This window comes from Peptoniphilus rachelemmaiella (assembly GCF_943169845.1).
Lineage (GTDB): Bacteria > Bacillota > Clostridia > Tissierellales > Peptoniphilaceae > Aedoeadaptatus > Aedoeadaptatus rachelemmaiella.
In genome coordinates, this window is record NZ_CALPBW010000014.1 from 1 (window position 1) to 23446 (window position 23446).

The window sequence follows — 23446 nt, forward strand, 5'->3', positions numbered from 1 at the left end:
CATTCATGGGCTTTCTAAAAGGGAAGAGCAGTATCATGATCTATGAACGATGGGGAGACATGAAATTTAAATATAGGGGAAGGCAGTTTTGGTGCCGAGGCTATTACGTCGATACAGCGGGAAAAAACGCTAAAAAGATTCAAGAGTATATACAAAACCAGTTGAAAGAGGATCAAATAAGTGAGCAACTAACCTTTGACACGGCGAACCCCTTTAAGGGGTAGTCGAGTAACGTAAGCACGGGCAGACCACCGACGCCCTTCAGGCGCAGCTAGTAATACAGGCCCTTTGGGCCGAAAAAGGAAAACCCCCGGCTACGCCGGGGGATGTTTATTGTGGGCGAAAAGCCGAAAAAAACACGCCACCGATTTCGGTGACGCGTTCGCTTAACAGTAATTTTCCGCCAAAATACAGCGCATGCTTCCGCCGCCGTAGGTGGAGATCACATCCAAAGGCACGTGGATGATTCGGTGGGTGGCTTCGATCTGCGCGATTTGCTCGTCGGTGAAGTGTTCGTAGGCCTCTTCACTCATTAGGTAGAGCTTTTCATCGCCCATAAGCTCCAGGCAATTGCCGCAGAAGTGATCGATTTGCTCGCCGGTCAGCTCGATGACCGTTTTTTTCGTGGCGCGCAATTGATCCATGAGCCCCTCTTTATTTTCCGTGAGAAGCTCGGCCGCCACCACGGCGAAATCGTCGGCCACAGACAAAATCACATTGGTGTGATACACCGCCGCATCGTGTTGGCGGGCCTTAAAAGGCAGAGGCTTAAAGCCGTAGGTGCGGCAAAAAGCGAGAAAAGCCTCTTTTTCGCAGCGCTTGGAGAGGCAGCCGTAGGCGATCATTTCCTTGCGATCCAAAACCACGGAGCCCGTGCCCTCCAGCACACCGAAATTTTTATCGCGAAAATCCGTCACATCCAGCGCGGAAAAATTAAGCAGGGCGTCCAACTGATCCTTTAGCTTGGGAAACTCCCGCCGCCGGTTTTCGCTGTACATGGGGGCGATGAAAAGCTTGTCCGGGAAAGTAACGAAAATATTGTTGGGAAAAATCGAATCCGGCGTGTCGTCGCCCTTATCGTGCAAGACATCCACCTGCACACCGGCTTCCTCCAGGGCGCGAACCACGGCGGAAAACTCCTCGTTCGCCCGATCCTGCACCTCGCTGGCCGTGCGGGTCGTGTCGTTAATTTGATAGACATTGTCTGCGGCGGTTTCCATATTAAAACGAAAGGCCGAGGGGCGAACCATTATGACCTTACGAGCAATCATAGCCACTCCTTTCATCTGCTACATAACATTTACATCCCGTCTATTTTACAACAGATGGCGACCTTTGCCCAGAGGGCGTGGGGGAAAAGGGTCTTATGGCTTTTCAGAGAAGAAAGTTCGCAGACGAAAGCGTGAAAAGCTTTTGCGTTTTTTGCATTCTCGTAAAAACCACACGAAAAGAACGGTTAAAAAAGCACGGATAAATGAATCAAATTGCCAAGATCTGTTTGAAACCCGTGAAATAACACGGATTCAGGCTGCTTTGGGGATTGATATTTTCTAAACCACCATGGAAATTTCAATTGCCTTGTGTTATGATGAATACGTTGGAGCGAGGGCGTTCTCACGTGGCAAATAGTCACCGCATTTTTTATTTCCCGAAAGGGAAAGCCTTTGCTCTTCTAACGAGGCATTAAGCCAACTCATTTTCTTTAAGGAGGAATATTGTATGAGCTATCTTGAAAGTGTAATCGAACGTGTTAAAGAAAGACACGCCAGCGAACCTGAATTCTGCCAAACCGTAGAAGAAGTATTAGGTTCTTTAAAACCGGTTATTGATCAACATCCGGAATACGAACGCGTAGACCTTTTAGGCCGCATGGTTGAACCGGAACGTCTCTTCAGCTTCCGTGTTGTATGGCAAGACGACGAAGGTCAATACCACACCAACATTGGCTACCGTTGCCAATTTAACGGGGCGCTTGGGCCGTACAAGGGCGGTATCCGCTTCCATCCCACCGTTAACCAATCCGTTATTAAGTTCCTCGGCTTCGAACAATGCTTCAAGAACTCCATGACCGGCCTCCCCATCGGCGGCGGCAAGGGCGGCAGTGACTTCGACCCCCGCGGTAGAAGTGACGACGAAATCATGCGTTTCTGCCAAAGCTTTATCAGCACCCTTTATCACTACATCGGGCCCGACACCGACGTTCCGGCAGGTGACATGGGCGTTGGCGCAAGAGAAGTCGGCTTCATGTACGGTCAATATCGCCACTTAAAAGCTAAATTCGAAAACGGTACCTTCACCGGTAAAGGCTTCAGCTTCGGTGGTTCCCGCGTACGTCCCGAAGCTACCGGCTACGGCGCAGTTTACTACCTCTTGAACGTCCTCGATCACTTCGGCGAAGACATCAAAGACAAGAAGATCGCTGTTTCCGGTTTCGGTAACGTATCTTGGGGTATCTGCAAGAAAGTTCAACAACTGGGCGGTAAAGTCGTTACCATCGCAGGTCCCGACGGATACATCTACGATAAAGACGGTATCAACACCGAAGAAAAAGTTAACTACATGCTCGAGATGCGTGCTTCCGGTCGCGACAAGGTTCAAGACTACGCAGACAAATTCGGCGTAGACTTCTTCCCCGGTGAAAAACCCTGGATCAACGCAGAATACGACATCGCTATGCCGGCTGCTTACCAAAATGAAATCACCATCGAAGAAGCAAAAGCCATGGTTGAAAAGGGCGTAGAATACTACATCGAAGTAGCTAACATGCCTACCACCAACGAAGCTTTGAACTACCTCATCGAAAACGTGAAGGTTGTTGCTCCTTCCAAGGCTGTTAACGCCGGTGGTGTTGCAGGTTCCGCACTCGAAATGAGCCAAAATAGTGCTCGCCTGAGCTGGCCCGCAGAAGAAGTTGACAAACAACTTCACATGATCATGGACAACATCTACAAGATGTCCGTCGAAGCAGCTGAACAATACGGCTTAGGCTACAACCTCGTAGCCGGTGCTAACATTGCCGGTTTCGTTCGCTTAGCAGACGCCATGATGGCACAAGGTGTATTCTAGAATACAAAAAGAGCAGTACTCTTTTCGTAAAAGAATAAAATGACTACAAAAGATCGCGTACGACCTACGCGGTCTTTTTGTATGTTATGAGTGGCGGGCATGATTTCGGAAGAAGCGGGTACAAGAGAAAAAAGGGGGAATAGGAAATGAATGTAAATGAAAAAGACGCACTGAATCTGCTTATGAAATACAACACCGATCCCTTTCACCTGCGCCACGCCCTCACCGTAAAAGAAGTGATGGCATCCTTCGCACGGGAACTGGGCTACGAGGATGAGGCGGACTTCTGGGCCATGGCGGGCCTTTTACACGACGTGGATTACGAGCAGTTTCCCGAGGAACACTGCAAAAGGGCGCCGGAGCTCTTGGCGGAAATCGACGCCCCCGATGCACTCGTTCGCGCCATTGTGAGCCACGGCAGGGGAATTTGCGCCGACGTGGAGCCGGAGCACACCATGGAAAAAGTGCTTTACGCCACCGATGAGCTCACGGGCTTGATTTACGTCTACGCCATTATGCGGCCCTCGGGCTCCGTGCAGGACATGAAGCTGAAGAGCTTAAAGAAAAAATTCAAAGACAAGAAATTTGCCGCCGGCGTGGACTGAGACACCATTCTTCGCGGCGCGGATATGCTGGGCTGGGAGACGGACGAGCTCCTTACCCGCACCATGGCCGCCATGGCGGAAACGGAAGAAGCCGTAGCCGAGCAGCTCGCTTCTTTAACCGCAGAAAAATAAAAGCAAAAAAAGAAGGCGCCTTGAAAAATCAAGGGGCCTTTTTCGTATCCTTTGTTCCTTTCTTAAAAACGTGCTACACTGAATTTAGCGGATCTCAGCCACCACATAGGCGAGGATTTTTTCCGACACGTCGATGCCCGTGGCTTGTTGAAAGCCCAAGTAGCTCATATTGGAATTGATTTCCACCAAAAGGGGGCCGCTGTGGGAGTCGATAAGGTCGATGCCCGAAAAGGCGAGGTGTGCCCCTTTATGGGCGGCGAGGGCCAGTTCTTTTTCTTCCTCGGTGAGATCAATGGGCCGTGCCGTGGATCCTGCGGCGATGTTGGCGCGGAAGTCGTGCTCGTTTCTGCGCTCGATGGCGCCGAGGATCCCGTCGCCCACGACGAGCACCCGCTTGTCGACCCCGGCGGATTCGGCGATAAAGGGCTGAAAGAGATAATCTTCCGCCCCCATGTTTGTCGCAATCACCTTCGCTTCGTCGCGATTGTTTGCGAGAAACACCTGCTCGCCGAAGGAGCCTTTGGCGGCTTTAATGACCATGGGGTAGCCGAAGCGGCCTTCCACATAGGCGAGAAAGTCGTCTGTGGGCACCTGCGCCCGGTAGTGGAAGGGGGCGGGGACGGTGTCGATCATGGGAAGGAAAGGCGCCAGGGCGTCGAAGGTGGCGATTTTGTCGTCGGCCAAGGCGATGGCGTTCGCCGGATTAAAGAGGGGGCATTGCTTTTCCAGTGCCCGGGCGAGGCGCACGTCTTTGTCGAAAAACAAGATGGCGTCGGGGGCGGGATCGCCCTTTATGTCGCGGGCGAGGAAGCCCTCTTTTCCCGCCGAAAGCACGTAGTCTGTGTGGGGCTTGGCAAGAATGTCCGCCCCTTTGGCGGCGAGATCCTGCACCACCTTGTGGATGGCGAAGGAAAAGTAACCGTGATAAATAATGTGAATCATGAAACCTCCGGAGGTAGTATGTCTATAGAATCTATTCGAAATGAAATCGACGCCGTGGACGACGCGCTGGCGGATCTTTTAAAGGCCCGCTTCGATTTGTCTCGCGCCATGGGCGAGGAGAAGAAGAAGGTGGGCCGGGCGGTTTACGATCCCGACAGGGAGGCAGCCCTCCTCGCCCGAGTGGAGAAGAAGGCTGCGCCCTATGGCGGCGAAGTGCGTGCCCTCTATGAAAAAATGATGGAACTTTCCCGAAACCTTCAGGAGTAAAACCTCCTCTTGATTATAACCGATTTCACCTATGATATAATCAAGGGAGGAGGGATCCTATGAAAATTTTAATTACAGAAGACGAATCGGCCATTGCCGAAATCATCGCATACAATTTATCCAACGAAGGCTACGAAACCGCCATGGCAAAAGACGGCGTAGACTGCTTGGAAACCTTCGACACCTGGGCGCCGGATTTGGTGCTTTTGGATGTCATGATGCCGCGCATGGACGGCTTTGAAACCTTGCGGGAGATCCGCAAGAAAAGTCGGGTGCCGGTGATTATGCTTACGGCGAAAGATTCCGAAGGCGATCGCATTCGCGGTTTGGAACTGGGCGCCGACGATTATGTGGTGAAGCCCTTCAGCATGGGGGAATTAATCGCCCGCGTGAAGGCGAATTTCCGCCGCCAGGATTTCGAAAACGAAGGCTATTTGCCCGACGAGGTCATCGAAGAGGCGGATCTGAACATCGATCCCGTGAAGTATGAAGTGACGAAGCGGGGGAAAGTGATCGAGCTCACCCTTCGTGAGTTTGAGCTTCTGAAGTACTTAGCCCAGTCGCCGGGCACGGTCTTTAGCCGGGAAACCCTCCTGGAAGAGGTGTGGGGCTATGAATATTACGGCGACATTCGCACCGTGGATGTGACGGTGCGCCGTTTGCGTGAAAAAATTGAAGATGCGGGGGAAGATTTCCGCTACATTCTGACGAAGCGAGGAGTGGGCTATTACTTTGGAGGATAAGCATTATTCCAGCATTAAGTGGCGATTTATTTTTATCTACGTTCTTCTCGTCTTGGTGGTTATGGCCATTATCGGCGCTTTTATCGTCAATCGACTGGAAGACGCGCAGCTGGAGAAAGTACAGACGGACATGGAGCAGACCCTAAGCTCCATGGCCAATTCATCGCCCTATTTGACGGAAACGCCCTGGGATGAGGTGCACAGCCGCATTCAAAACACCTTGGACGCCTGGCGCATCGGAAGCGACGAGGCCATTTATGCCATTGGCCCCGGGCGGGTGCCCAAGATTATTGCCTCCACCAACAATTCCGGGGAGCTGGTGGCGGGGCAAAATGCCCTGGGCGATTCCGATTTATCGCCGAAACTGATTTTAGACGGCTTCCGCGGCGAAGGCTCTTCCGTGATTCGCGAAGACGCCAAGACCAAGGTGCGCCACGCCCATTACACCATGCCGGTTTTCGCAAAAGACGGCAGCGTTATGGGCTTATTTTACATGGTCTCCGATTTAAGCGGCCTTTACGGCGTGGTAGACGACGCCCGGGTCATTATGACCTACGCCATGGTGGTGGCCATGGGCATTACCACCCTTCTCGCCTATATTTTGGCCCGCTCCATCACCTTGCCCATTCGGGATGTGACCCGTCAGGCACGGGAAATGGCCGAGGGGAATTTCAATCAAAAGGTGGAGGTTAAGAGCAACGACGAAATCGGCCGGCTGGGGAGCATGTTTAATTACCTTACTACGGAACTGGAAGAGACCATCTCCCGCATGGATTCCGAGCGTTCCAAGCTGGACACCATGTTCCACTACATGTCCGAGGGGATCGTCGCCGTGGACGCCATGGGCCGATTGGTTCATGTGAATCCCGTGGCGAAGGAGATTTTGGATCTGGCCGACGACGCCGTGGGCGAAGCCTTCGACATGAAGCGGCTGAACATTCAAAAGATTAATTACTACGACGCCGGCTCCTTAACGGGCCTGAGCCAAATCGAAATTAAAAACAAGTTCTACAACATTCGCTACGCCCCCTACAAAGGGGAGAGCAAGCGGCCTCAGGGGATTATCGCCGTGTTGCAGGATATTACGGAAGAGCACAATTTGGACGTGCTCCGGAAAGATTTCGTGGCCAATGTGGGCCACGAGCTGAAGACGCCCATTACCACCATTAAATCCTACACGGAAACCTTGATGACGGCATCTTTAAATCGAGATGCTCAGCTGCGGTTTTTAGGCATTATCGACCGTGAAAGCGACCGCATGACTCACCTGGTCACGGATTTGTTGCAGCTTTCCAATATGGATGCCAAGCGCACCAATTGGGAGCCCGTGTCCATGGATGCCTACGAGGTGGTGACGGCGATTTTGGAATCCTTGCAGCCCATGATTAAGGAGCGCCACCACAAGGTGTATCTGGACATTCCCGTGGACATTCGCCCCTTCTTGGCGGACAAGCACGGGGCCTATCAGGTCATTACCAATATTTTGACCAATGCCTTTAAGTACACTACCTACGCGGGAAAAATCGAAGTCATCGGCAGAAATTTCGGTTCTCGGGTGCATATCCAGATCAAGGACAACGGCATCGGCATTGCCCGCAGCGATCTGGAACGAATTTACGAACGCTTTTACCGCGTGGAAAAGGGCAGGAGCCGCGCCATGGGCGGAAGCGGCCTGGGCCTTTCCATCGCCAAGGACATTATGGAAAACATGGGGGGCCGCATCCGCATTAAAAGCGAGCTCAATGTGGGCACGGAAGTGCTTTTGAGCTTTCCCATGGATCAGGAGGAAGCATGAAAGAGCGACTTAAAACCATCGTCCTCGCTGCCCTTCTGGTGCTGACCTTGATTCTCGCCAGGCAAATCTGGCTCTCTCCGCCGCCGACGGGCAACAAACTCATTGCCGCAGCGGATCCCAAGCTTACCGATGCCGTCATCGGGCGCATGATGCCTGCGGCCATGGTGGTGAATTTCGGCGGCGGCGCCCACACGCAGACGGTGCAGCTGAAAAACCTCTGGCCCTTTTACCGCAACATCTTAAAGCAAAGTTTCGACGGCAAAGAAGACATTCACTGGAAAAAAATGCCCTACAAAGACTATTTAAAATGCCACGACAAGCCCTCGGTGGTTTTCGAAGTGGCCAAGGGCACTTACTCCGATCTCTTTAAAAACGTGTACAATCTTCACGATTTACACGGCGAGATTTCCGCCATCTATTTTTCCGAATCCGAAGGCGTGATTTTCGAAACGGAGGAAGGGGCCATGAAGCCCGAGTTCACCGTGAACCTTTCGGACATCAACAAATACATTCGCTCCCTGGAGCGGGAGACCAATCCGCCCTACAGCTCCCTTTGGGAGCGCTACGGCATTCAGCGGGCGGTGTACCTTCCCGACGAAAAGCCCGTCTTTGAAGGGGGCGTGGTCTATGAAAACGACCTGGCCCACATGAAAAACACCTACAAAAGCGATTTGCTTCGCCGCCTCTTGAAGGCCAACATCGACGACCTTCACGAAATCGGCGAAGAGGATTCCACCCTCTACGTCTACGGTCAGCGCACGGTGCGTTTGTATAATAACGGCCTTTTGGACTACAAAGACCAGACGGAAGTGGCGAAGGAAGTCATGGATCCCGCCGGTGCCGTGGAGCGGGCCTTTGAGTTTGTGGCGAAAAACACCGGCACCATCGACGACGTGTATTTGGAAAAGCTGGAGCCCATTACAAACGGCGGCGTCCGCGGCTTTCGCGTCACCATGAACCATTCGCAAAAAGGCTTGCCCGTCTTTCCCGTGCAAGACGAAAACACCGATTACATCGTGGTGGATTTGTTTAACAATCAGGTGAAGCGCATGACCTATCTCTACCGCAACAAGGCCGAGGAAGAAAGCGAAAGCCACGCCGTCAAAGGCATGGACTTCGCCGAGGTGGTGGCCATGCATCCGGAGATTTTCGGCGCGAAAGGAGAAGGCTACGATCAATTACTCAAGCCCTTAAAGCGGGTGAGCCTTTGCTATTTAGACGACGGCAGGGAAGAGAAAAAGGCCCTCGTACCCGGCTACTACGTTCTTTACGGGGAGCAGGTTTATCTTTTCGACGCCATGAGCGGGGACTGTGTAGGCGGTGAGCGACCATGAATTGGGAAAAAGCAAAAACGGTGCTCATCGTGGCCCTTCTTATCACCGATTTGTTCCTTGCCGGCGTCCTCTACGTGGACCGGATCCGCGTGGCCCCGGCGGAAAATGCCGCCGCCTTTCACCGGGAGACGAAATCCCTTTTGAAAGAGGCGGGCATTACCGTGGAGGCGGACATTCCCAAAGACGGATCCACCTTGCCCGTCTTGGATGTGGCCTACGAAACGGACACGGAAAACAATTTGAATCGCCGCTTTTTTAGAGGCCATGGCCGCATTGCCGAGGGCGACGACCGACGCCTTGTGCTTCGTACGGCGCGGGCGCAGCTGAAAGTGCTGGACAAGCGGCGGCTTATTTATGAAGCCGACTCCACCTCCAATGCCTTTTTAAGCGAGAAGGAGGCGGAGAAAAAAGCCCTGGACTTTTTAGAGGCCCGGGAATTTCCCACCGACGACCTCGCCCTGTTTTACAGTGAAGCTTCGGGCAATCGCAGGAAGCTCATGTTCACCAAGACCTACAAAAACAATTACGTGGAATCCGCCTACACGGAAATCGACCTGGTGGGCGACAAGGTGGTGCGCATGGACCGGCTCTGGATCGACGTCATCGACGAAACCGACGAGCGGGAGCCACTGCCCATGGCCACCCAATCCCTGCTCCGCCTTCTCTCCCACGACAGCTTAAAGGGCAGGACCATTAAAAAAATCGATCCCTGTTACTACTTCAATCCCGAAGAGCAAGGCGCCGTGGAAAACCTCTCCCACGGCATTCGCGGCTACGCCACCGTGGCATGGCGCATGGAACTTGACGGAGGGGAAGAATTGGTACTCTTACACTAAAGACCGCGCGGGCGGTCTTTTTTGTTGCATAAAGAAAAAATTCACCCGATAAAAAGCGAGCGGCCCTGTGGTTCGAATGATTGCACAGCGGTGAAATCCATGGCATTTTCCGTGTAATCACCTTGAAGAAGGCGTGTTTGTGCAATGCATTGTGAATAGTGTATACAAAACAGAAAAAAGTGCTGAAAACCTGTAAATTTGCCGATTTTTTTTGCTTTAAGCTGTTGTGTTTTTCACAAACAGCGTTATAATAAATGAGTAAGTAGTAGAAGCCTTAGTAGATGATTGGCTTTTATTTAGACATTAATTTAAGGAGGTATTTATGACCACATTTCTCATCGGCCTCGCGATTTTGCTCATCGGCGGAATCGCCTATGGTCGTTTCACCGAGAAAGTCTTCCAACCGGATGACAGAGAAACGCCGGCCATTAAGAGTCAAGACGGCGTAGACTACGTCCCCATGGACAAAAAGAAAAACGCACTAATCGAATTATTGAACATCGCCGGTACGGGCCCGATCTTAGGACCGATCCAAGGGATTTTATTCGGACCTTTAGCATTTATTATGATTCCCGTCGGCTGTGTTCTCGGCGGTGCCGTTCACGACTACATGAGCGGGATGATTTCCCTGCGCTCCGACGGGGCACAAATGCCGGCATTGATTAAGCGCAATTTAGGCGGCAAGGTATACTCCGTCTACAACATTTTCGTCATCGTACTCATGATTTTAGTCGGTGCCGTATTTATTTACACCCCCGGGGACTTAATCGTCGCCAATGTATTGCATCAAGAAGCCATCGCCTCGAATCCCGTGGTATGGATTGTTTATGCCTGCATTTTCGCATACTACATCATTGCGACGCTGTTCCCCATCGACAAGATCATCGGCCGCGTTTACCCGATTTTCGGCTGCATCCTCTTGCTCTCGGCCATCGGCATTTTCTTCGGTCTCTTCTTCAAGGGCTATCAATTAGATAATCTGACCATGAGCAACTTTGGCAGCATGCACCCCCAAGGCACACCCATTCTGCCCGTCTTCTTCGTCACCGTTGCTTGCGGTATCGTATCGGGCTTCCACTCCACCCAAGCAACCTTAATCGGTCGCTCCGTGAAGAGTGAAAGAGAAGGCCGCTTCGTCTTCTACGACATGATGATCTTAGAAGGCTTCATCGCCATGATCTGGGCCGCTGCCGCTATGGGTATTTACAACAAGGGCATCGACGCCGGGTTAATCGGCAAACCCGCCGTTATCGGTCTCGTCGCCAACGACATGTTAGGTTCCATCGGCGGTTTAATTGCCGTTATCGGCATTATCGTGCTCCCCATTACTTCCGGGGATACGGCCCTTCGTTCCGCCCGCTTAATGATCGCCGATCACTTGAACATTTCCCAAAAGGATATGAAAAACCGCGTAAGCCTTTCCTTGGCTATTTTCGCCGGCGTGCTCGTGATCTTGATTTTCGCTAAATTAAGCCCCAACGGCTTCAATGTTTTATGGCAATACTTTGCTTGGGCAAACCAAACCATCGCAGTCTTTGCCTTTGCCATGATCGCCATTTACCTGAAACGCCACGGCAGAGCCTATATCATCTCCTTGATTCCGGGAATGTTCTACACCTATATTATTACGTCTTACATTTTCGGCGCCAAGATCGGTTTCCGCCTGCCCTACATGGCAGCCAATGTCATCGGCATTGCCATTGCATTGGTCTATGGCTACGTTGTCTCCAAAGAAGGCGGCAAACAAAAAGACCTCGCCAATGCGTAAATTTTATTGAAATGAAAGAGTGCGGCATGCTCCGCGCTCTTTTTTTGTGCAAATTTTTAAAAAATATCGGCGGCCTCACCCTTTCGGGCGATGTTTCCTTTCCGTGAAGGTGGTAATTTATAGACAAGAAAATTCCCTTGCACAAAAAGAAGGAGGCCGTTTATGAAAAAGAAATTACTGTGGATCGTCCTGGCGATGATGATGCTCGTAGCCCTTCCCGCCTGCAGCAAAAAATCTGACACGGATCTGGCGAAGGAATCGGTCGAAGGCTTTATGACCGCTCTCGGCGAAATGAAAGTGGATGACGCGCAAAAATACGTCTTGGAAAAGGATAAAGGCGCCTTAAAAGACGACGACTTCATGAAGGAAATGGACAAACCGGAAAATAAATTTTTCGTAGACATTCTTAAAAGTGCCAAGTTTGAATTTAAGTCCGGCGAAATTAAAGACGGCGCCGAAGAAGGCAAATTGGTTTATGCCATTACGGCGAAGGACATGATGAGCATCATTTCCCAATCCATGGATGACATTCTGGCAGGCAAGTCGGAAGAAGAAATCATGGCCGGAATCGACGTATCGAAGATGGAAGAAAAGACGAAAGATGTGGAAATCGAAGTGAAGAAGGAAGGCGACAGCTGGAAGGTTGCCGATCCTGAAACCATTATGATGGAAATGTCCGGCGTCGGCGGCATGGGCGATTTAATGGAAGGCGGAGAATAAATACCATCCCTTGCATGAAAAAATGCATGAAAAAAACCGAGGTGCATCCTCGGTTTTTTGTGTGTAATCAATCGTTTTGCCGCTGGGGCTCGTAGTGGGGATAGTATTTCCGCGTGGAGATGCGCCGGCGCATGTAATCCAGCCAGCGGGGAAGGGAGCGGTCTTTTTCGTACCACTGGGTAAAGGTGAAGCCGCCTTTCAGAGAGGCTTCGATTAAATCTCGGTCTTTTTCGCTGCCGTATTTTCTTAAGACGGCGGGATCCACAAAGAGCCAGAGCCCGCGGGCATCGTGGTAGTGGCAGGGCGTGGATTCACAGGCGATGAGATCCTGCACCGGGTAGGTCATAAAATTGCAGCCGCCGGCGGTCATGTAGTAGGATGAGCGGCCCTGGCGAATGTTGATTTCGAAGACCTTGTAGGTATTGTCCCGCACGTCGTATTTCAAATCGAAATTGGCGAAGCCGCGGTAGTCGATGGCCTTTAAAAAGGCTTCGTACTGATCGTAAAGGGCCTGATCCCCCATGGTCAGAAGGGCATTGTAATTGCCGATTTCATAGGGCAAACATTCGTCTAGAAGGCATTTGCCCAGACACATCATGGTCACCGCACCGCGGGTATCCACATAAGCATTTAATACATACATGGCCGAGGAGTTGCCGGGAATAAAATCCTGGGCGATGAGATCCCCCTTGTAGCCGGCGGCATAAATGGCATCCACCACCTGGGCCATTTCCTCGGCGTCTTCGATTTTGTAAAACTTCTTTTTCCCCTCGAAATGCAGATGCACAAAGGCGATGCTGTCGTTGGCCTTCAGGCCCACGGGGTAGGTGAGGCCCAGATCCAAGTTGTCTTTGTTTTCTTCCGTAATAATCACGGTCTTCGGGTAAGGGAGCCCGTATTCCTCGCAAATGGCGTAGAAATCTTCTTTGTTTTCCAACTTTTGTTGAAGGTCGTAGTCGATGTAATTAAAGCGGAAGCGGCCGTTCAACTGATCCTTGTACTTGGCGATGAGGGCGGTGTAGCCGTCGGAGCAGGAAGTGAGGAGCAGGGGTAGGCCCTCGTCCTTGAAACGATCATAAATGGCATCCATGACGGGCATAAAACCCGCCTCCGTGTCGAATCCTTCGTGAATTTCCACATCCACGATTTTCGATTTCCGCGTAAAGCGCAGGGGCTTGATGCCGTAAGCGTGGGAATGTATGCCGTAGGCCTCGTGAAGGGAGCGAGCCACGCCGTAGGCATTGTTGTCTGTGCCTAAAATAATTGATATAAATTCCATTAAACCCTCTTTCTGCCGCAGCGGGCGATAATGACGTCGCCTAAGACTTCGGTGGTGTCCACGACCCGCGAATGGTCGATGCCGATGGTGGAAAGCTCCGTACAGGCGAGAATCACCACGGCGTCATTCGTGTACTTGGCGATGAGTTCGTCCATGACGGGGAAGCGGGTCTCGCCCAGCTCCTTCACGTCGTAGATCACCCGAGTAATCTGCGCCTGTTCCTCGGCGGTGGGATAGATGACGGCCAGGTCGTGTGCCTTTGCGTAGCGATCGTAAAGCTTTGCGGATCGGGTGCCTTCCGTGGCGAAGACCGCCACTTTATCCGCTCCCATGGCTTTGCAGCGAGCCAAGGTTTCGTCGATCATATTGATGATTTTGCCGTCGGCCATAGCCTCCATGGCTTCGAAAAAGTAGTGGCCCGTGTTGCAGGGAAAGGCGATGAGGGGCACCTTCAGTGCGTTTAAAATGTCGTAGTCGCCTTTTACGGCGTCGAGAAAATCCTCGTCTTTGCCGCGGAGGATCACCTCCGTGCGATCGGGCAGGGTCGAGTGATTTAATATCAAGGCGTTAATATGGTCTTGGTCTTTATGGGCTTCGGTGTGGCGGACGATGTAGTCGAAGAGGACGGAAGTGGCCAAGGGCCCCATGCCGCCGACGATGCCTAATTCATAGTTCATAGTCTCAGATCCTTTATCCTGTTTTCTTTATTGTACCACACCAATCCCCGAGGCGAATCAGGTGCCGCAAAAGGTTTTGTAGCCGGGAATGGCCGGGGCGCCCCTTAAGGCCATCTGCTCCTCGTTGTGGGCGTAGGGATCTTCCAAAAGTGTCATAAAGTGAAGCAGGAAGCTTTTATCTCCCGCCTCCGCTTCCTGAATGGCCCGCTCCACCAGGTAATTGCGGGGGAAAATGGCGGGATTGTTTGCGCGGCGAATGGTATCGCCTGCATTTCCTGTGGCTGCGATGATTTTTTCGTAAAGGGCGGCGAAAGCGGGGGACCAATCCTTGCGCTCGTCGCCGTAGGTGAGGCGCAGGAAGGATTCGTTGTAGTCCAATTGCTCTTTCATCAAGAGGTCAAGCCATTCATTAATCAATGCGTAGACCGATTCGTCTGCATCATCAAAGCCCAAGCGACGGGCCATGTAGCGGAAATAGGCCTTTTGGAAGGTGTCGCCGTAGATTTTAAGGGCAGCCGTGATTTTTTCATCCCGGGCCTTTTCGTCGCCGAGAATGTCCCCTAAAGCCTCGCCCAGTTTCGATAGATTGTACACGCCGATTTGCCCCTGATTTTCAAAGCGGTAGCGGCCGAAGTGGTCGATGGAGCTGAACACCGCCTTGGGATTGAAGGTATCCAAAAAGGCGCAGGGGCCGTAGTCGATGGTTTCGCCGGAAATGGTCATATTGTCCGTGTTCATGACCCCGTGGACGAAGCCCAGGGCCATCCAGCGGGCGATGAGATCCGCCTGCCGCTCGGCCACACGAACGAGCCACTTCCCCCCGCGATCCGGGGCGAGGAGCAGATCCGGGTCGTGGCGCTTAAGAGCGTAGTCTAAAAGCACGGCCACGTCGCCGCCGATGGAGGCGAGCCACTCGAAGGTGCCCACCCGCAAATGGCTCTCGGCCACCCGCGTTAAAATGGCGCCCGGCTCCCGCTCTGTGCGCTGCACGTATTGCCCCGTACTCACCACGGCCAGGGCCCGTGTCGTGGGCACGCCCAAGTGGTACATGGCCTCGCTTAAAATGTATTCGCGGAGCATGGGGCCCAGGGCCGCCCGGCCGTCGCCCATGCGAGAGAAAGGCGTCTGCCCCGCCCCCTTCAGCTGAATGTCCACGCGGCGGCCATCGGGCGTGATCTGCTCGCCGAGAAGAATGGCCCGCCCGTCGCCCAGCATGGCCGGGTAGCCGAACTGATGGCCCATGTAGGCCATGGCAAGAGAGGCGGCCCCTTCGGGCAGGGCATTGCCGCTTAAGAAAGCCAAGCCTTTCTCGGAAAAAAGGGCCTCGTCGTCGATGCCCAAGTCCCGGGCCAAAGCATTGTTCGTAATAAAAAATGCGGGATCCGCCACCGGCGTCGGCTCCACCTTTCGGTAAAACCGCCGCGGCAGCCGCCCGTAAGAATTGTCAAAATTAAACATAGCATCACCGGTAAATAGATACCCAAAGAAGGGGAAATTACAGGGTTGTGGTATAATGCCATAGACAGAAAAGGAGGCATTATGGCGAAAAAATATGTAGAAGGCGAAATCATTCAGCGGCATTTCCCCAACAAATCCGTGGTGGAAACGGAAGACGGCACCCGTGTCGTGGTGAAAGGCGGTCTGCCCGGGCAAAAAGTGGGCGTGCGCATCACGAGAAACCGAAAGGACAACAAAAAGGGAAAAATCGTGGAGCTTTTGGCCCCCTCACCCATGGAAGAGGCGCCCGATTGCCCTCATGCGGCCATTTGCGGCGGCTGCACCTACCAAAGCCTGAGCTACGAAAAGGAATCGGCCCTGAAAAAAGCCATGATCGACGATCTCTACGGCAGGGATGTGCCCTACACGCCGGCGCCCAAGGAATACCACTACCGCAACAAAATGGAATACACCTTCGGCGATGCGGAAAAGGGCGGCCCCCTCACCCTGGGCCTGCACCACAAAAAGGGCTTTTACGACATCGTCTCCACCGCAGGTTGCCTCCTGGTGCCGGAAGACATGGAAACCATTCGCGGGGCCGTGGAAGGCTATTTCCGCGAGCTGAACACCCCCTTTTACCACCGCATGAAGCACGAAGGTACCCTGCGCTTTCTCGTCGTGCGACACGCCCGGGCCACGGACAGCTATTTGGTGAACCTGGTCACCTCCTCCGATGAGGTGGACGAGGTGGCCTTTGTGGATTTCCTTCGTGGTTTGAAGCTAAAAGGCACCGTGGCAAGCATTTACCGCACCATCACCGACGACTGGGCCGACGCCATTAAGCCCGAAGAGGTGCGCCACCTTTTTGGCGAGGAAGTCATCGGCGAAGAGCTTCTGGACCTTCACTTCGACATCGGGCCCTTTTCCTTCTTTCAGCCCAATCCCGACACGGCCACGTTGATTTACGAAAAAGCCCGGGCTTTGGCGGCGGAAGAAAAAGGCGTGGTCTTCGACCTTTATTCCGGCACCGGCACTATCGGCCAGGTGCTGGCCAAGGCGGCGAAAAAAGTGGTGGGCATCGAAATCGTTGAATCCGCCGTGGAAGATGCCAATCGCTCCGCCGCGCGTAATGGCATCGACAACGCCCGCTTCATTGCCGGCGACGTGCTGGAGATGATCGACACCGTGGATGAGGCCTGCGACCTTCTCGTCGTGGATCCGCCTCGCGACGGCATCCACCCGAAAGCCATCGATAAGCTGGCCGCCCTCGGCGCGGGACGCATCCTCTACATCAGCTGCAATCCCGTAACCCAAGTAAGAGACATCGAAATACTTGAGGCGAAGGGGTATAAGGTGCAACATTTAGAGGCCGTGGACCAATTCCCCAGGACGGCGCACTGCGAGGCGATTTGTCTGCTGTCACGAAAATAAGATTTAATAGAGAGCGTGTAAAATGCCATGATAACTGATAGCTTCTAAAATAGAGATTAGAAATACATGAAGCGCTAGATCAAATGACGAGGAAAGGAATATGGAAAGAAATATTATAGATAAAATATGGGTAGATGCAAAAATTTTTGAAAACAATACAGTCAGTAGTATTAAAAACATGAGTAGAATTAATGGATTAATTAATGCTTATAAAATTTGGGAAGAAGCAAATAATACGATACTGAATTGCAAGGGAAATGAAGAAAAGTTAAATCAAGGATTTTTATCTTTAAACAAAGTATAAATTTCTAATTATCTTTTTATATTTTCTTAAATGCTCGTAAAGCCTTATTCTATGTGCTTTCGAGTATTTTTACTGTAGGAAGATACTTCACGTTTCTTTGCATATTTCCTCATGTCTTAGCTGTCAGAAGTGGTAAATAAGTAGTAAATTCATTTGTACTACTAAGCAACAAGACGCTCCTGTTGCTTCTCTTTATTCAAGCGTTTCATTTCTGCCATTGCAGAATCGAATGTTGCATGTGCGTAATAGTTCAGCGTCATGGCTATATTAGCATGTCCCATAATGTACTGTAATGCCTTTGGATTCATTCCTGCATTTGCATAGTTGGTACAGAATGTATGTCGCAAACTATGTGGAGTGATGTGTGGCAATTTATCCTCGTTATACTTATTGTATTTCTTAACAAGACCTTTCATCATGCCGTTGTAATCACTTGCCACTTTTGGATAGTTCTTTCTATTAAGAAAGAGGAAATCACTATATCCATCAATCTCAACACGCTTATCATTCTTTCGATTCGCTAACACTCGCTTAAATGCTTGATAGGCTTCTTCAACCATAGGAACTTGACGTTCGCCACTTTTGGTCTTTGGTGTTTCAATGTAGTACCCAATTTCAGTATCTCTCAATAGCTGATGGTCTATATTGACAAGACGATTCTCAAAATCTAAATCTGGAAGTGTCAAACCACCAAACTCTGAAATACGAAGACCTGTTTTTAAGAGTATCAGAATTTCATCATAATTTTTGCTGTAGGTTTTATCAGCTTTTGCAAAGGCTAACAGTTTTTCTTCCTGTTCTTCTGTTAGTACGGTCTTAGGGACAGTATCATCATCAAGAACTGCTTTCAGTTGAAAGTCAAATGGATTCTTCCGAACACAATCATCTTGTATAGCAATATAGAATGAAGCCTTTAAAGAACGTTTGTAGTTATTGATGGTTTGATAAGCATAACCATTTTCACTCATTCTAATAGCCCATTCTTTAGCGTCTGATGGCTTAATACTGTCAATACTTCTTACACCTAACTTGTCTTTCTTCAAAATATCCATAAGATATTTGCGTCCAGTTTCAGTGTTTTTTCTAACCTTTGGTCTTTGAGCGTTCTGTTTTGCGTAAAGCTGGCAGAGTGTCATTTTCTTTCCTACAACATCAATACCATCATGAATGTCTTTCTGTAACTCTGCGATTTTCTCTCTAAGTGAGATACAATCACGCTTTCCTGCTGGTACTCGGTCTGTAGCCACAAGTTTCCACGAGTAAACAAATTGCGGTTCTCCAAATGAATCTACATATTTATATAAGTATCTTCCGTCTTTTCGTTGGCTCTCCCCAGTCTTTAAAATGCGACCTTTATTGTCACGTCTTTTCTCTGACATGGCTTTCGCTCCTTTCCAAAATGGAAAGAGCCTTGATACGACTTAATGCTATTTTATCATATCCAAGACCCTTTGGCGACGCTAGATTGCGTCCAATTTATCAATAATTTTTTCAAACTGTTTTCGCTTTATCTGAATACGATTGCCATTCATAATCAGCCAATCAGCATTTTTATTTTCATCTGCCAAACGACGGAGCTTATTTTCGCCAATACGGAAATACTTAGACGCTTCTTCAATGGTCAGGGTATAACGCTCCCAGATAGGAATATCTGTCTGCTTCATAAAATCCTCCTTTCCCAATCACACGTTAGATTTCATAAAAGTAGTTTTACAAGCAATCGAACAGCTTTAGCAAAGCTCACGGGAGTTCCACCCTTGCACGGTTCTCGTCCAACTGTACTCATTGCCTGCGACGCTTTTAACGCTCGGACTATGACGATACAGGAGTATCATTATTACGATAAGAATGTCTTCGCTGGCAATCCTGCTAAAGATTACTTCTCGGATCACTGACATGAATCGCTCGCTATCTTTACAGGGCAGGTCATGGCGGTCAGCTCCGTTGGCTCTTTTCTTATCGAAATGTATTCGACTGCTGTTATTCAGTTTTCAAAGAACAGATGGCTTGTCAGCCTATCAAAACATACTGAAAGACAATATGCTTTGATGGAATAACAAACCTCCCCAATCGGGAAGTATGGAAAGCTCGTCCGCACTTCCACGAAAAGAGAGATAAATCGGTGCTACTCAATCTCAAATGACAGGATTTTTGTAATCAACCTGGTTTCCATTCGTCCACGTAAGACCTCATCAACGACCATACTTTGATTGCCATATTCATCTTTCATCAACCGTAGAGAGCGTTTAGCAATGTACCCTCTGTAATAATGTAGAATCTGGTTAATCGCTTCTGTATCGCCATCACAAGCCTTTACAATCAATGGGAATGGAATTCTGGAATATTCTTTTCTCATTCTTCGTTTTCCTCCTCCATAAACTTCTTGATTAAGGCTAGTCCACTGGTTCTATGCCGATAGACAGTAGAACGGTTCAATTTCAACAGGTCTGCAATTTCTGAATCGCTCATGTCCATAAAGTAAAACAGCAGTAGAATTTCACGTTTCTTGTCTGGCAACTCACGTAATGCTTCACTCAACAAATCATTTTCAACGCCTACTGATAACCCATTGAGTGTAAAAATCTGAAAGTCAGTTGAATAGTTATCTGTTGTCGCAAACTGGCTAACAAGATAATCGCCAACATCCGAAAAGGACACCTCACGCTTTGCAATCCTTGAAAGATAAAGCATATAATTCTTTCGCTCGTCTTCCATAGCACGTTTACAGATATAGTCAAACTGATTTTCTATTGTGGTCTGAAAAGAAGATGGTTTCATGTTTCTCACCCCCTTTCTGTCTAGGAAAGGAAGTGAGCCTTGCTCGTTTATCTCCTTTCACTCTTAGTCCCAATGTGAAAGGGGGATTTGTTGCATTACTGATAAATAAACTTTGTAAAAAAGTTCTGAATAGCCAAAAAAGCATATAAACAGATTTATTTCTCTGTTTACATGCTTCTGTTATTCTATCTATATGATTTATAAAACCACATTGGTGGACGTACTTATCTATTGCAGATAGACGACTTTTTTTGACAAGAACCCAATGTAAGGAAATTTATTGTATATGATGTACTTCATGGCGACGTTGACCTCCAACAAACCGCCATTTGGAAGTAATATACAATATTTTAACAGCGTAAATAGCACTACCATATAACGGTTTTTTTTATTGGCGTTTAGTAGTGCTTTTTATTAAATATAAACCTATAAACCATATAACACGTTTTTCTATACCTGTTTTTAATTCAGTAGGAACAATAAAATGTATAGAGGTGGTCTACTATGCGTAAAAAAGAAGATAAATATGATTTTAGAGCCTTTGGTTTAGCCATTAAAGAAGCTCGATTGAAACGAGGTTTAACTCGTGAACAAGTGGGAGCATTGATTGAAATTGACCCACGGTACTTAACTAATATTGAAAATAAAGGGCAACACCCCAGCATACAAGTTCTTTATGACCTTGTATCGTTACTTCATGTTTCCGTTGATGAATTTTTCTTACCTGCTAATAACTTGGTAAAAAGCACCCGACGATTACAGATAGAGAAATACATGGATAGCTTTACAGACAAAGAACTATCCTTAATGGAATCTTTAGCCAGCGGTATCAACGAAGCAAGAAACATCGAAGACTAATTAAAAGAATCCATACATAACGGAAAGAGCCGATAAAATGAGATTGTATTAATCTCATTTTATCGGCTCTGCGTCTTTGCGTCTGGCTCTGTAATCACAGTTACTTTGAACTGCTTTATTTCAATTAAATTTTCTTGTCTGCATTTCGGACAATAGAGGGGGAATTTTTTTAATTCAGTATCTTCCCTTATCTTTAATCGTGTTTTATTTCCACATACAGGACACAATATCCACTTGTAGTTTATAATAACTATCTCCTCCTTTACACTTTAATTCAAATCTTTATTAAAAAATATTTCATCTTATTTAACAAGAAACCATATTTATATAACAACATAAAATACACTAAGTTATTTTATTGAACATATATCGTACTTTATCTATCCGACTATTTGGACGACGGGGCTGGCAAACAGGTTCACCGGTAGTAACATGGTACCCTTTTAACTCTGTTAAACAAACACTACGTCCATTTGTAAAGAAAGTTAAATCACTACGATATTCTTGAATACACCGAGCAGGGATTTCTCCACTAAGAATGACCTCATTATTTTTCAATTGAGTGTCTACGATGTTCGCACAATATTTAGGAGCATCGTTGTATGCTCGTGAAAGATATTCCTGTGGCGCATAAATTTTAAAACTAAGATATGGCTCTAACAATTCTGTTCCAGCTTTTTTTAAGACTTGTTCCAATACAATAGGAGCAAGCATCCGAAAATCTGCTGGGGTACTAACAGGGCTATAGTATAAGCCATACTTAAAACAGATTTTACAGTCCGTCACATTCCAACCATATAATCCTTGTTCGCAACCATAGCGTATCCCTTCCATAACTGCATTTTGAAATGATTGATTTAAGTATCCAAGAGAAACCGAGCTCTCATACTGCATTCCACTTCCCAACGGAAGCGGTGATACAGATAAACCAATGGAAGCCCAGAAAGGATTTGGCGGCACTTCGATGTGAATGGTATATTCTGCATTTTTTAACGGTCTCTCCATATAAATGACTGTAGGCTCTTTTAGTTCTATCTCCACATGATACTTTTCTTGCAACAGTGCACTAATCACTTCCATTTGTACTTTCCCTAAGAAAGAAAGTATAATTTCATGTGTCGTAGAATCCACGTAATATCGTAGAAGCGGATCACTATCTGAGATTTCCAAAAGGGCATCAAGCAACATTTCTCTCTGTTCAGGTTTACTCGGTTCAACAGTTGTTTGTAGTAGAGGGTGCGGATTTTCAATCTTTTTTCTCTGTGGCAATAGTTTTGTATCTCCAAGAACACTATTTAACTTCAAAAACTCATTTTGCAAAATAACAATTTCTCCAGAATAAGCTCTATCAATCTTACATAATTCACCATTTATTGAAGTATACATTTCTGTAACTTTTATTTTTTCTTTTTCTGATACTCTAACCGAATCTCGTAAATGTAGTACTCCACTATAAAGGCGTATATATGCAAGACGTTGTCTTTTTTTTGTATATTCAATTTTGAAAACATTTCCGCAAAGTTCAGACGGACCTCGATGTGTTGATGAATAAAATTTATTCGTAATCACTTCTATAAGGTTATCAATCCCTATATTGTTTTTTGCACTTCCGTGATAAACAGGGAACAGGGAACAATTATGAAATCTTATGCTTTCCTCTTGTTCGAGTTCCAATGCTTCTAATGATTTACCGGACATATATTTCTCTAAAAGGTCATCGTTTCCCTCTATTACCGTATCCCATTGTTCAGATTCGGTAAAGTTCGTCACACACATATTAGGATACAGTTCTACCTTCTGTTTGATTACAATTTCGGCAGAAAGTTTCTCTTTAATATCCTGATAAACCGTTGATAAATCAATTCCATTTTGGTCAATCTTATTGATAAAAAAGATTGTGGGAATCCCCATTTTCCTAAGTGCATGAAATAATATACGAGTTTGTGCTTGTACGCCATCTTTTGCAGAAATCAGTAGAATTGCCCCATCTAAAACTGATAATGAACGATATACTTCTGCTAAGAAATCCATATGTCCTGGCGTGTCTATGATGTTCACCTTCGTATTTTCCCACTGAAAAGAGGTTATTCCTGTCTGAATTGTAATTCCTCTCTGACGTTCTAAAAGCGTATTATCCGTCCTCGTTGTACCTTTGTCCACGCTTCCTAATTCTGTAATCGCTCCACTGTTATATAATAAGCTTTCTGTTAAGGTAGTTTTTCCTGCATCAACATGAGCTAAAACTCCAATATTAATAATTTTCATGTGATTTTCCTCCATTCAAAAACCCAAAAGGGCATAAAAATCCCAGTGATAAATACTTTTATCACTGGGATTTTTATGCATAACCATAGGTATACAAAGCATACAGATATTCTCTGGATACTTTAGAATCACATGATAAAGGTATTCTTAAACTGGGTACAAAAAACTAAGCCCTCCTAAAAAAGGACATCTAATTATTTGTTCCCGCT

The 23446-nt window shown here is 48.2% G+C and carries 25 protein-coding genes; 13 read left to right on the forward strand and 12 right to left on the reverse strand.

The genetic code is table 11. The features are described from left to right. On the forward strand, positions 1–224 hold a 224-nt coding region (locus tag KO087_RS06780), incomplete at its 5' end, for a transposase (protein WP_215508547.1). 162 nt (positions 225–386) lie between these two features. Here the strand turns inward: KO087_RS06780 and KO087_RS06785 are convergent. Continuing rightward, on the reverse strand, positions 387–1271 hold the full coding sequence (locus tag KO087_RS06785; RefSeq protein WP_215508548.1) for an arginine deiminase-related protein: 885 nt from the start codon (positions 1269–1271) through the stop codon (positions 387–389). A gap of 448 nt (positions 1272–1719) precedes the next feature. Between KO087_RS06785 and gdhA the strand changes: the two genes are divergently transcribed. Together gdhA and KO087_RS06795 are read left to right on the forward strand one after the other, a co-directional pair. Next, the gene (gdhA, locus tag KO087_RS06790; RefSeq protein ID WP_215508549.1) at positions 1720–3066 is read left to right on the forward strand and encodes an NADP-specific glutamate dehydrogenase; all 1347 of its coding nucleotides are present in this window, start codon (positions 1720–1722) and stop codon (positions 3064–3066) included. A gap of 146 nt (positions 3067–3212) precedes the next feature. Further along, positions 3213–3671, forward strand: coding sequence for an HDIG domain-containing metalloprotein (locus KO087_RS06795; protein WP_251374955.1), 459 nt, complete (start codon positions 3213–3215; stop codon positions 3669–3671). A gap of 216 nt (positions 3672–3887) precedes the next feature. Here KO087_RS06795 and KO087_RS06800 read toward each other — a convergent pair whose 3' ends face one another. Beyond that, positions 3888–4745 (reverse strand): ATP-grasp domain-containing protein, encoded by an 858-nt coding sequence (locus tag KO087_RS06800; RefSeq protein WP_215508550.1) that lies wholly within the window; start codon positions 4743–4745, stop codon positions 3888–3890. Between the two features lie 18 nt (positions 4746–4763). On the opposite strand from KO087_RS06800, the gene KO087_RS06805 reads away from it, so the two are divergent. The 7 genes from KO087_RS06805 (at position 4764) to KO087_RS06835 (ending at position 12208) form a co-directional block, all read left to right on the forward strand. Beyond that, positions 4764–5012 carry a chorismate mutase gene (locus tag KO087_RS06805; RefSeq protein WP_215508551.1) on the forward strand — a complete coding sequence of 83 codons (249 nt, stop codon included), beginning with the start codon at positions 4764–4766 and terminating at the stop codon, positions 5010–5012. A gap of 59 nt (positions 5013–5071) precedes the next feature. Then, complete coding sequence (locus KO087_RS06810; protein WP_215508552.1) at positions 5072–5755, forward strand: response regulator; 684 nt, start codon at positions 5072–5074, stop codon at positions 5753–5755. Beyond that, on the forward strand, positions 5745–7550 hold the full coding sequence (locus KO087_RS06815) for an ATP-binding protein (protein WP_251374957.1): 1806 nt from the start codon (positions 5745–5747) through the stop codon (positions 7548–7550). The genes KO087_RS06810 and KO087_RS06815 overlap by 11 nt, the downstream gene beginning before the upstream one ends. Beyond that, entirely contained in the window at positions 7547–8884 is a 1338-nt protein-coding gene (locus KO087_RS06820) for a hypothetical protein (RefSeq protein ID WP_215508553.1), read from the forward strand. The genes KO087_RS06815 and KO087_RS06820 overlap by 4 nt, the downstream gene beginning before the upstream one ends. Continuing rightward, positions 8881–9720 (forward strand): two-component system regulatory protein YycI, encoded by an 840-nt coding sequence (gene yycI, locus KO087_RS06825; protein WP_215508554.1) that lies wholly within the window; start codon positions 8881–8883, stop codon positions 9718–9720. Before KO087_RS06820 ends, yycI begins: the two co-directional genes overlap by 4 nt. A gap of 322 nt (positions 9721–10042) precedes the next feature. Continuing rightward, complete coding sequence (locus KO087_RS06830) at positions 10043–11488, forward strand: carbon starvation CstA family protein (protein ID WP_215508555.1); 1446 nt, start codon at positions 10043–10045, stop codon at positions 11486–11488. Positions 11489–11650: 162 nt separating this feature from the next. Then, positions 11651–12208: a hypothetical protein gene (locus tag KO087_RS06835; RefSeq protein ID WP_215508556.1), complete on the forward strand. Its 558-nt coding sequence runs from the start codon at positions 11651–11653 to the stop codon at positions 12206–12208. A 67-nt stretch (positions 12209–12275) separates the two neighbouring features. On the opposite strand, the gene KO087_RS06840 is transcribed toward KO087_RS06835, so the two are convergent. The 3 genes from KO087_RS06840 to KO087_RS06850 are packed head-to-tail and all read right to left on the reverse strand — an operon-like array spanning position 12276 to position 15622. After that, a complete protein-coding gene (locus KO087_RS06840; RefSeq protein ID WP_215508557.1) occupies positions 12276–13487 on the reverse strand; it encodes a carboxylate--amine ligase in 1212 nt (403 codons plus the stop codon). Beyond that, positions 13487–14164: an aspartate/glutamate racemase family protein gene (locus KO087_RS06845; protein ID WP_215508558.1), complete on the reverse strand. Its 678-nt coding sequence runs from the start codon at positions 14162–14164 to the stop codon at positions 13487–13489. The genes KO087_RS06840 and KO087_RS06845 overlap by 1 nt, the downstream gene beginning before the upstream one ends. 57 nt (positions 14165–14221) lie before the next feature. After that, positions 14222–15622 carry a protein adenylyltransferase SelO gene (locus KO087_RS06850; protein WP_215508559.1) on the reverse strand — a complete coding sequence of 467 codons (1401 nt, stop codon included), beginning with the start codon at positions 15620–15622 and terminating at the stop codon, positions 14222–14224. 81 nt (positions 15623–15703) lie between these two features. Between KO087_RS06850 and rlmD the strand changes: the two genes are divergently transcribed. After that, on the forward strand, positions 15704–17032 hold the full coding sequence (gene rlmD, locus KO087_RS06855; protein WP_215508560.1) for a 23S rRNA (uracil(1939)-C(5))-methyltransferase RlmD: 1329 nt from the start codon (positions 15704–15706) through the stop codon (positions 17030–17032). A gap of 100 nt (positions 17033–17132) precedes the next feature. Then, positions 17133–17336: a hypothetical protein gene (locus KO087_RS06860; protein WP_215508561.1), complete on the forward strand. Its 204-nt coding sequence runs from the start codon at positions 17133–17135 to the stop codon at positions 17334–17336. A gap of 161 nt (positions 17337–17497) precedes the next feature. On the opposite strand, the gene KO087_RS06865 is transcribed toward KO087_RS06860, so the two are convergent. From KO087_RS06865 to KO087_RS06880, 4 genes are all read right to left on the reverse strand, one after another. Further along, the gene (locus KO087_RS06865) at positions 17498–18715 is read right to left on the reverse strand and encodes a tyrosine-type recombinase/integrase (protein ID WP_136273575.1); all 1218 of its coding nucleotides are present in this window, start codon (positions 18713–18715) and stop codon (positions 17498–17500) included. 81 nt (positions 18716–18796) lie between these two features. Further along, positions 18797–19000: an excisionase gene (locus tag KO087_RS06870; RefSeq protein ID WP_000814510.1), complete on the reverse strand. Its 204-nt coding sequence runs from the start codon at positions 18998–19000 to the stop codon at positions 18797–18799. A 461-nt stretch (positions 19001–19461) separates the two neighbouring features. Next, a complete protein-coding gene (locus tag KO087_RS06875) occupies positions 19462–19692 on the reverse strand; it encodes a helix-turn-helix domain-containing protein (protein WP_001224508.1) in 231 nt (76 codons plus the stop codon). Further along, on the reverse strand, positions 19689–20114 hold the full coding sequence (locus KO087_RS06880; RefSeq protein ID WP_005957428.1) for a sigma-70 family RNA polymerase sigma factor: 426 nt from the start codon (positions 20112–20114) through the stop codon (positions 19689–19691). Before KO087_RS06880 ends, KO087_RS06875 begins: the two co-directional genes overlap by 4 nt. A gap of 504 nt (positions 20115–20618) precedes the next feature. On the opposite strand from KO087_RS06880, the gene KO087_RS06885 reads away from it, so the two are divergent. Then, positions 20619–20972 (forward strand): helix-turn-helix transcriptional regulator, encoded by a 354-nt coding sequence (locus KO087_RS06885; RefSeq protein ID WP_001227347.1) that lies wholly within the window; start codon positions 20619–20621, stop codon positions 20970–20972. A 59-nt stretch (positions 20973–21031) separates the two neighbouring features. Here KO087_RS06885 and KO087_RS06890 read toward each other — a convergent pair whose 3' ends face one another. The 3 genes from KO087_RS06890 to KO087_RS06900 all read right to left on the reverse strand — a co-directional run bounded on the left by KO087_RS06890 (position 21032) and on the right by KO087_RS06900 (position 23339). After that, the gene (locus KO087_RS06890; protein WP_000336323.1) at positions 21032–21199 is read right to left on the reverse strand and encodes a cysteine-rich KTR domain-containing protein; all 168 of its coding nucleotides are present in this window, start codon (positions 21197–21199) and stop codon (positions 21032–21034) included. 118 nt (positions 21200–21317) lie between these two features. Next, positions 21318–23237 carry a tetracycline resistance ribosomal protection protein Tet(M) gene (tet(M), locus tag KO087_RS06895; RefSeq protein WP_000691727.1) on the reverse strand — a complete coding sequence of 640 codons (1920 nt, stop codon included), beginning with the start codon at positions 23235–23237 and terminating at the stop codon, positions 21318–21320. Between the two features lie 15 nt (positions 23238–23252). Next, a complete protein-coding gene (locus tag KO087_RS06900) occupies positions 23253–23339 on the reverse strand; it encodes a tetracycline resistance determinant leader peptide (RefSeq protein WP_011058339.1) in 87 nt (28 codons plus the stop codon). Between the last annotated feature and the right edge of the window lie 107 nt (positions 23340–23446).

Excerpts from the sequence above, each read along its gene's own strand:
- KO087_RS06865 (WP_136273575.1), bottom strand. The coding sequence starts at position 18,715 with ATGTCAGAGAAAAGACGTGACAATAAAGGTCGCATTTTAAAGACTGGG.
- KO087_RS06830 (WP_215508555.1), top strand. The coding sequence starts at position 10,043 with ATGACCACATTTCTCATCGGCCTCGCGATTTTGCTCATCGGCGGAATC.
- gdhA (WP_215508549.1), top strand. The coding sequence starts at position 1,720 with ATGAGCTATCTTGAAAGTGTAATCGAACGTGTTAAAGAAAGACACGCC.
- KO087_RS06885 (WP_001227347.1), top strand. The coding sequence starts at position 20,619 with ATGCGTAAAAAAGAAGATAAATATGATTTTAGAGCCTTTGGTTTAGCC.
- KO087_RS06805 (WP_215508551.1), top strand. The coding sequence starts at position 4,764 with ATGTCTATAGAATCTATTCGAAATGAAATCGACGCCGTGGACGACGCG.
- KO087_RS06840 (WP_215508557.1), bottom strand. The coding sequence starts at position 13,487 with ATGGAATTTATATCAATTATTTTAGGCACAGACAACAATGCCTACGGC.
- KO087_RS06785 (WP_215508548.1), bottom strand. The coding sequence starts at position 1,271 with ATGATTGCTCGTAAGGTCATAATGGTTCGCCCCTCGGCCTTTCGTTTT.
- KO087_RS06880 (WP_005957428.1), bottom strand. The coding sequence starts at position 20,114 with ATGAAACCATCTTCTTTTCAGACCACAATAGAAAATCAGTTTGACTAT.
- KO087_RS06810 (WP_215508552.1), top strand. The coding sequence starts at position 5,072 with ATGAAAATTTTAATTACAGAAGACGAATCGGCCATTGCCGAAATCATC.
- KO087_RS06835 (WP_215508556.1), top strand. The coding sequence starts at position 11,651 with ATGAAAAAGAAATTACTGTGGATCGTCCTGGCGATGATGATGCTCGTA.
- KO087_RS06870 (WP_000814510.1), bottom strand. The coding sequence starts at position 19,000 with ATGAAGCAGACAGATATTCCTATCTGGGAGCGTTATACCCTGACCATT.
- KO087_RS06800 (WP_215508550.1), bottom strand. The coding sequence starts at position 4,745 with ATGATTCACATTATTTATCACGGTTACTTTTCCTTCGCCATCCACAAG.
- KO087_RS06795 (WP_251374955.1), top strand. The coding sequence starts at position 3,213 with ATGAATGTAAATGAAAAAGACGCACTGAATCTGCTTATGAAATACAAC.
- yycI (WP_215508554.1), top strand. The coding sequence starts at position 8,881 with ATGAATTGGGAAAAAGCAAAAACGGTGCTCATCGTGGCCCTTCTTATC.
- KO087_RS06900 (WP_011058339.1), bottom strand. The coding sequence starts at position 23,339 with ATGCTTTGTATACCTATGGTTATGCATAAAAATCCCAGTGATAAAAGT.
- KO087_RS06860 (WP_215508561.1), top strand. The coding sequence starts at position 17,133 with ATGGAAAGAAATATTATAGATAAAATATGGGTAGATGCAAAAATTTTT.
- KO087_RS06820 (WP_215508553.1), top strand. The coding sequence starts at position 7,547 with ATGAAAGAGCGACTTAAAACCATCGTCCTCGCTGCCCTTCTGGTGCTG.
- KO087_RS06845 (WP_215508558.1), bottom strand. The coding sequence starts at position 14,164 with ATGAACTATGAATTAGGCATCGTCGGCGGCATGGGGCCCTTGGCCACT.
- KO087_RS06875 (WP_001224508.1), bottom strand. The coding sequence starts at position 19,692 with ATGAGAAAAGAATATTCCAGAATTCCATTCCCATTGATTGTAAAGGCT.
- KO087_RS06850 (WP_215508559.1), bottom strand. The coding sequence starts at position 15,622 with ATGTTTAATTTTGACAATTCTTACGGGCGGCTGCCGCGGCGGTTTTAC.
- rlmD (WP_215508560.1), top strand. The coding sequence starts at position 15,704 with ATGGCGAAAAAATATGTAGAAGGCGAAATCATTCAGCGGCATTTCCCC.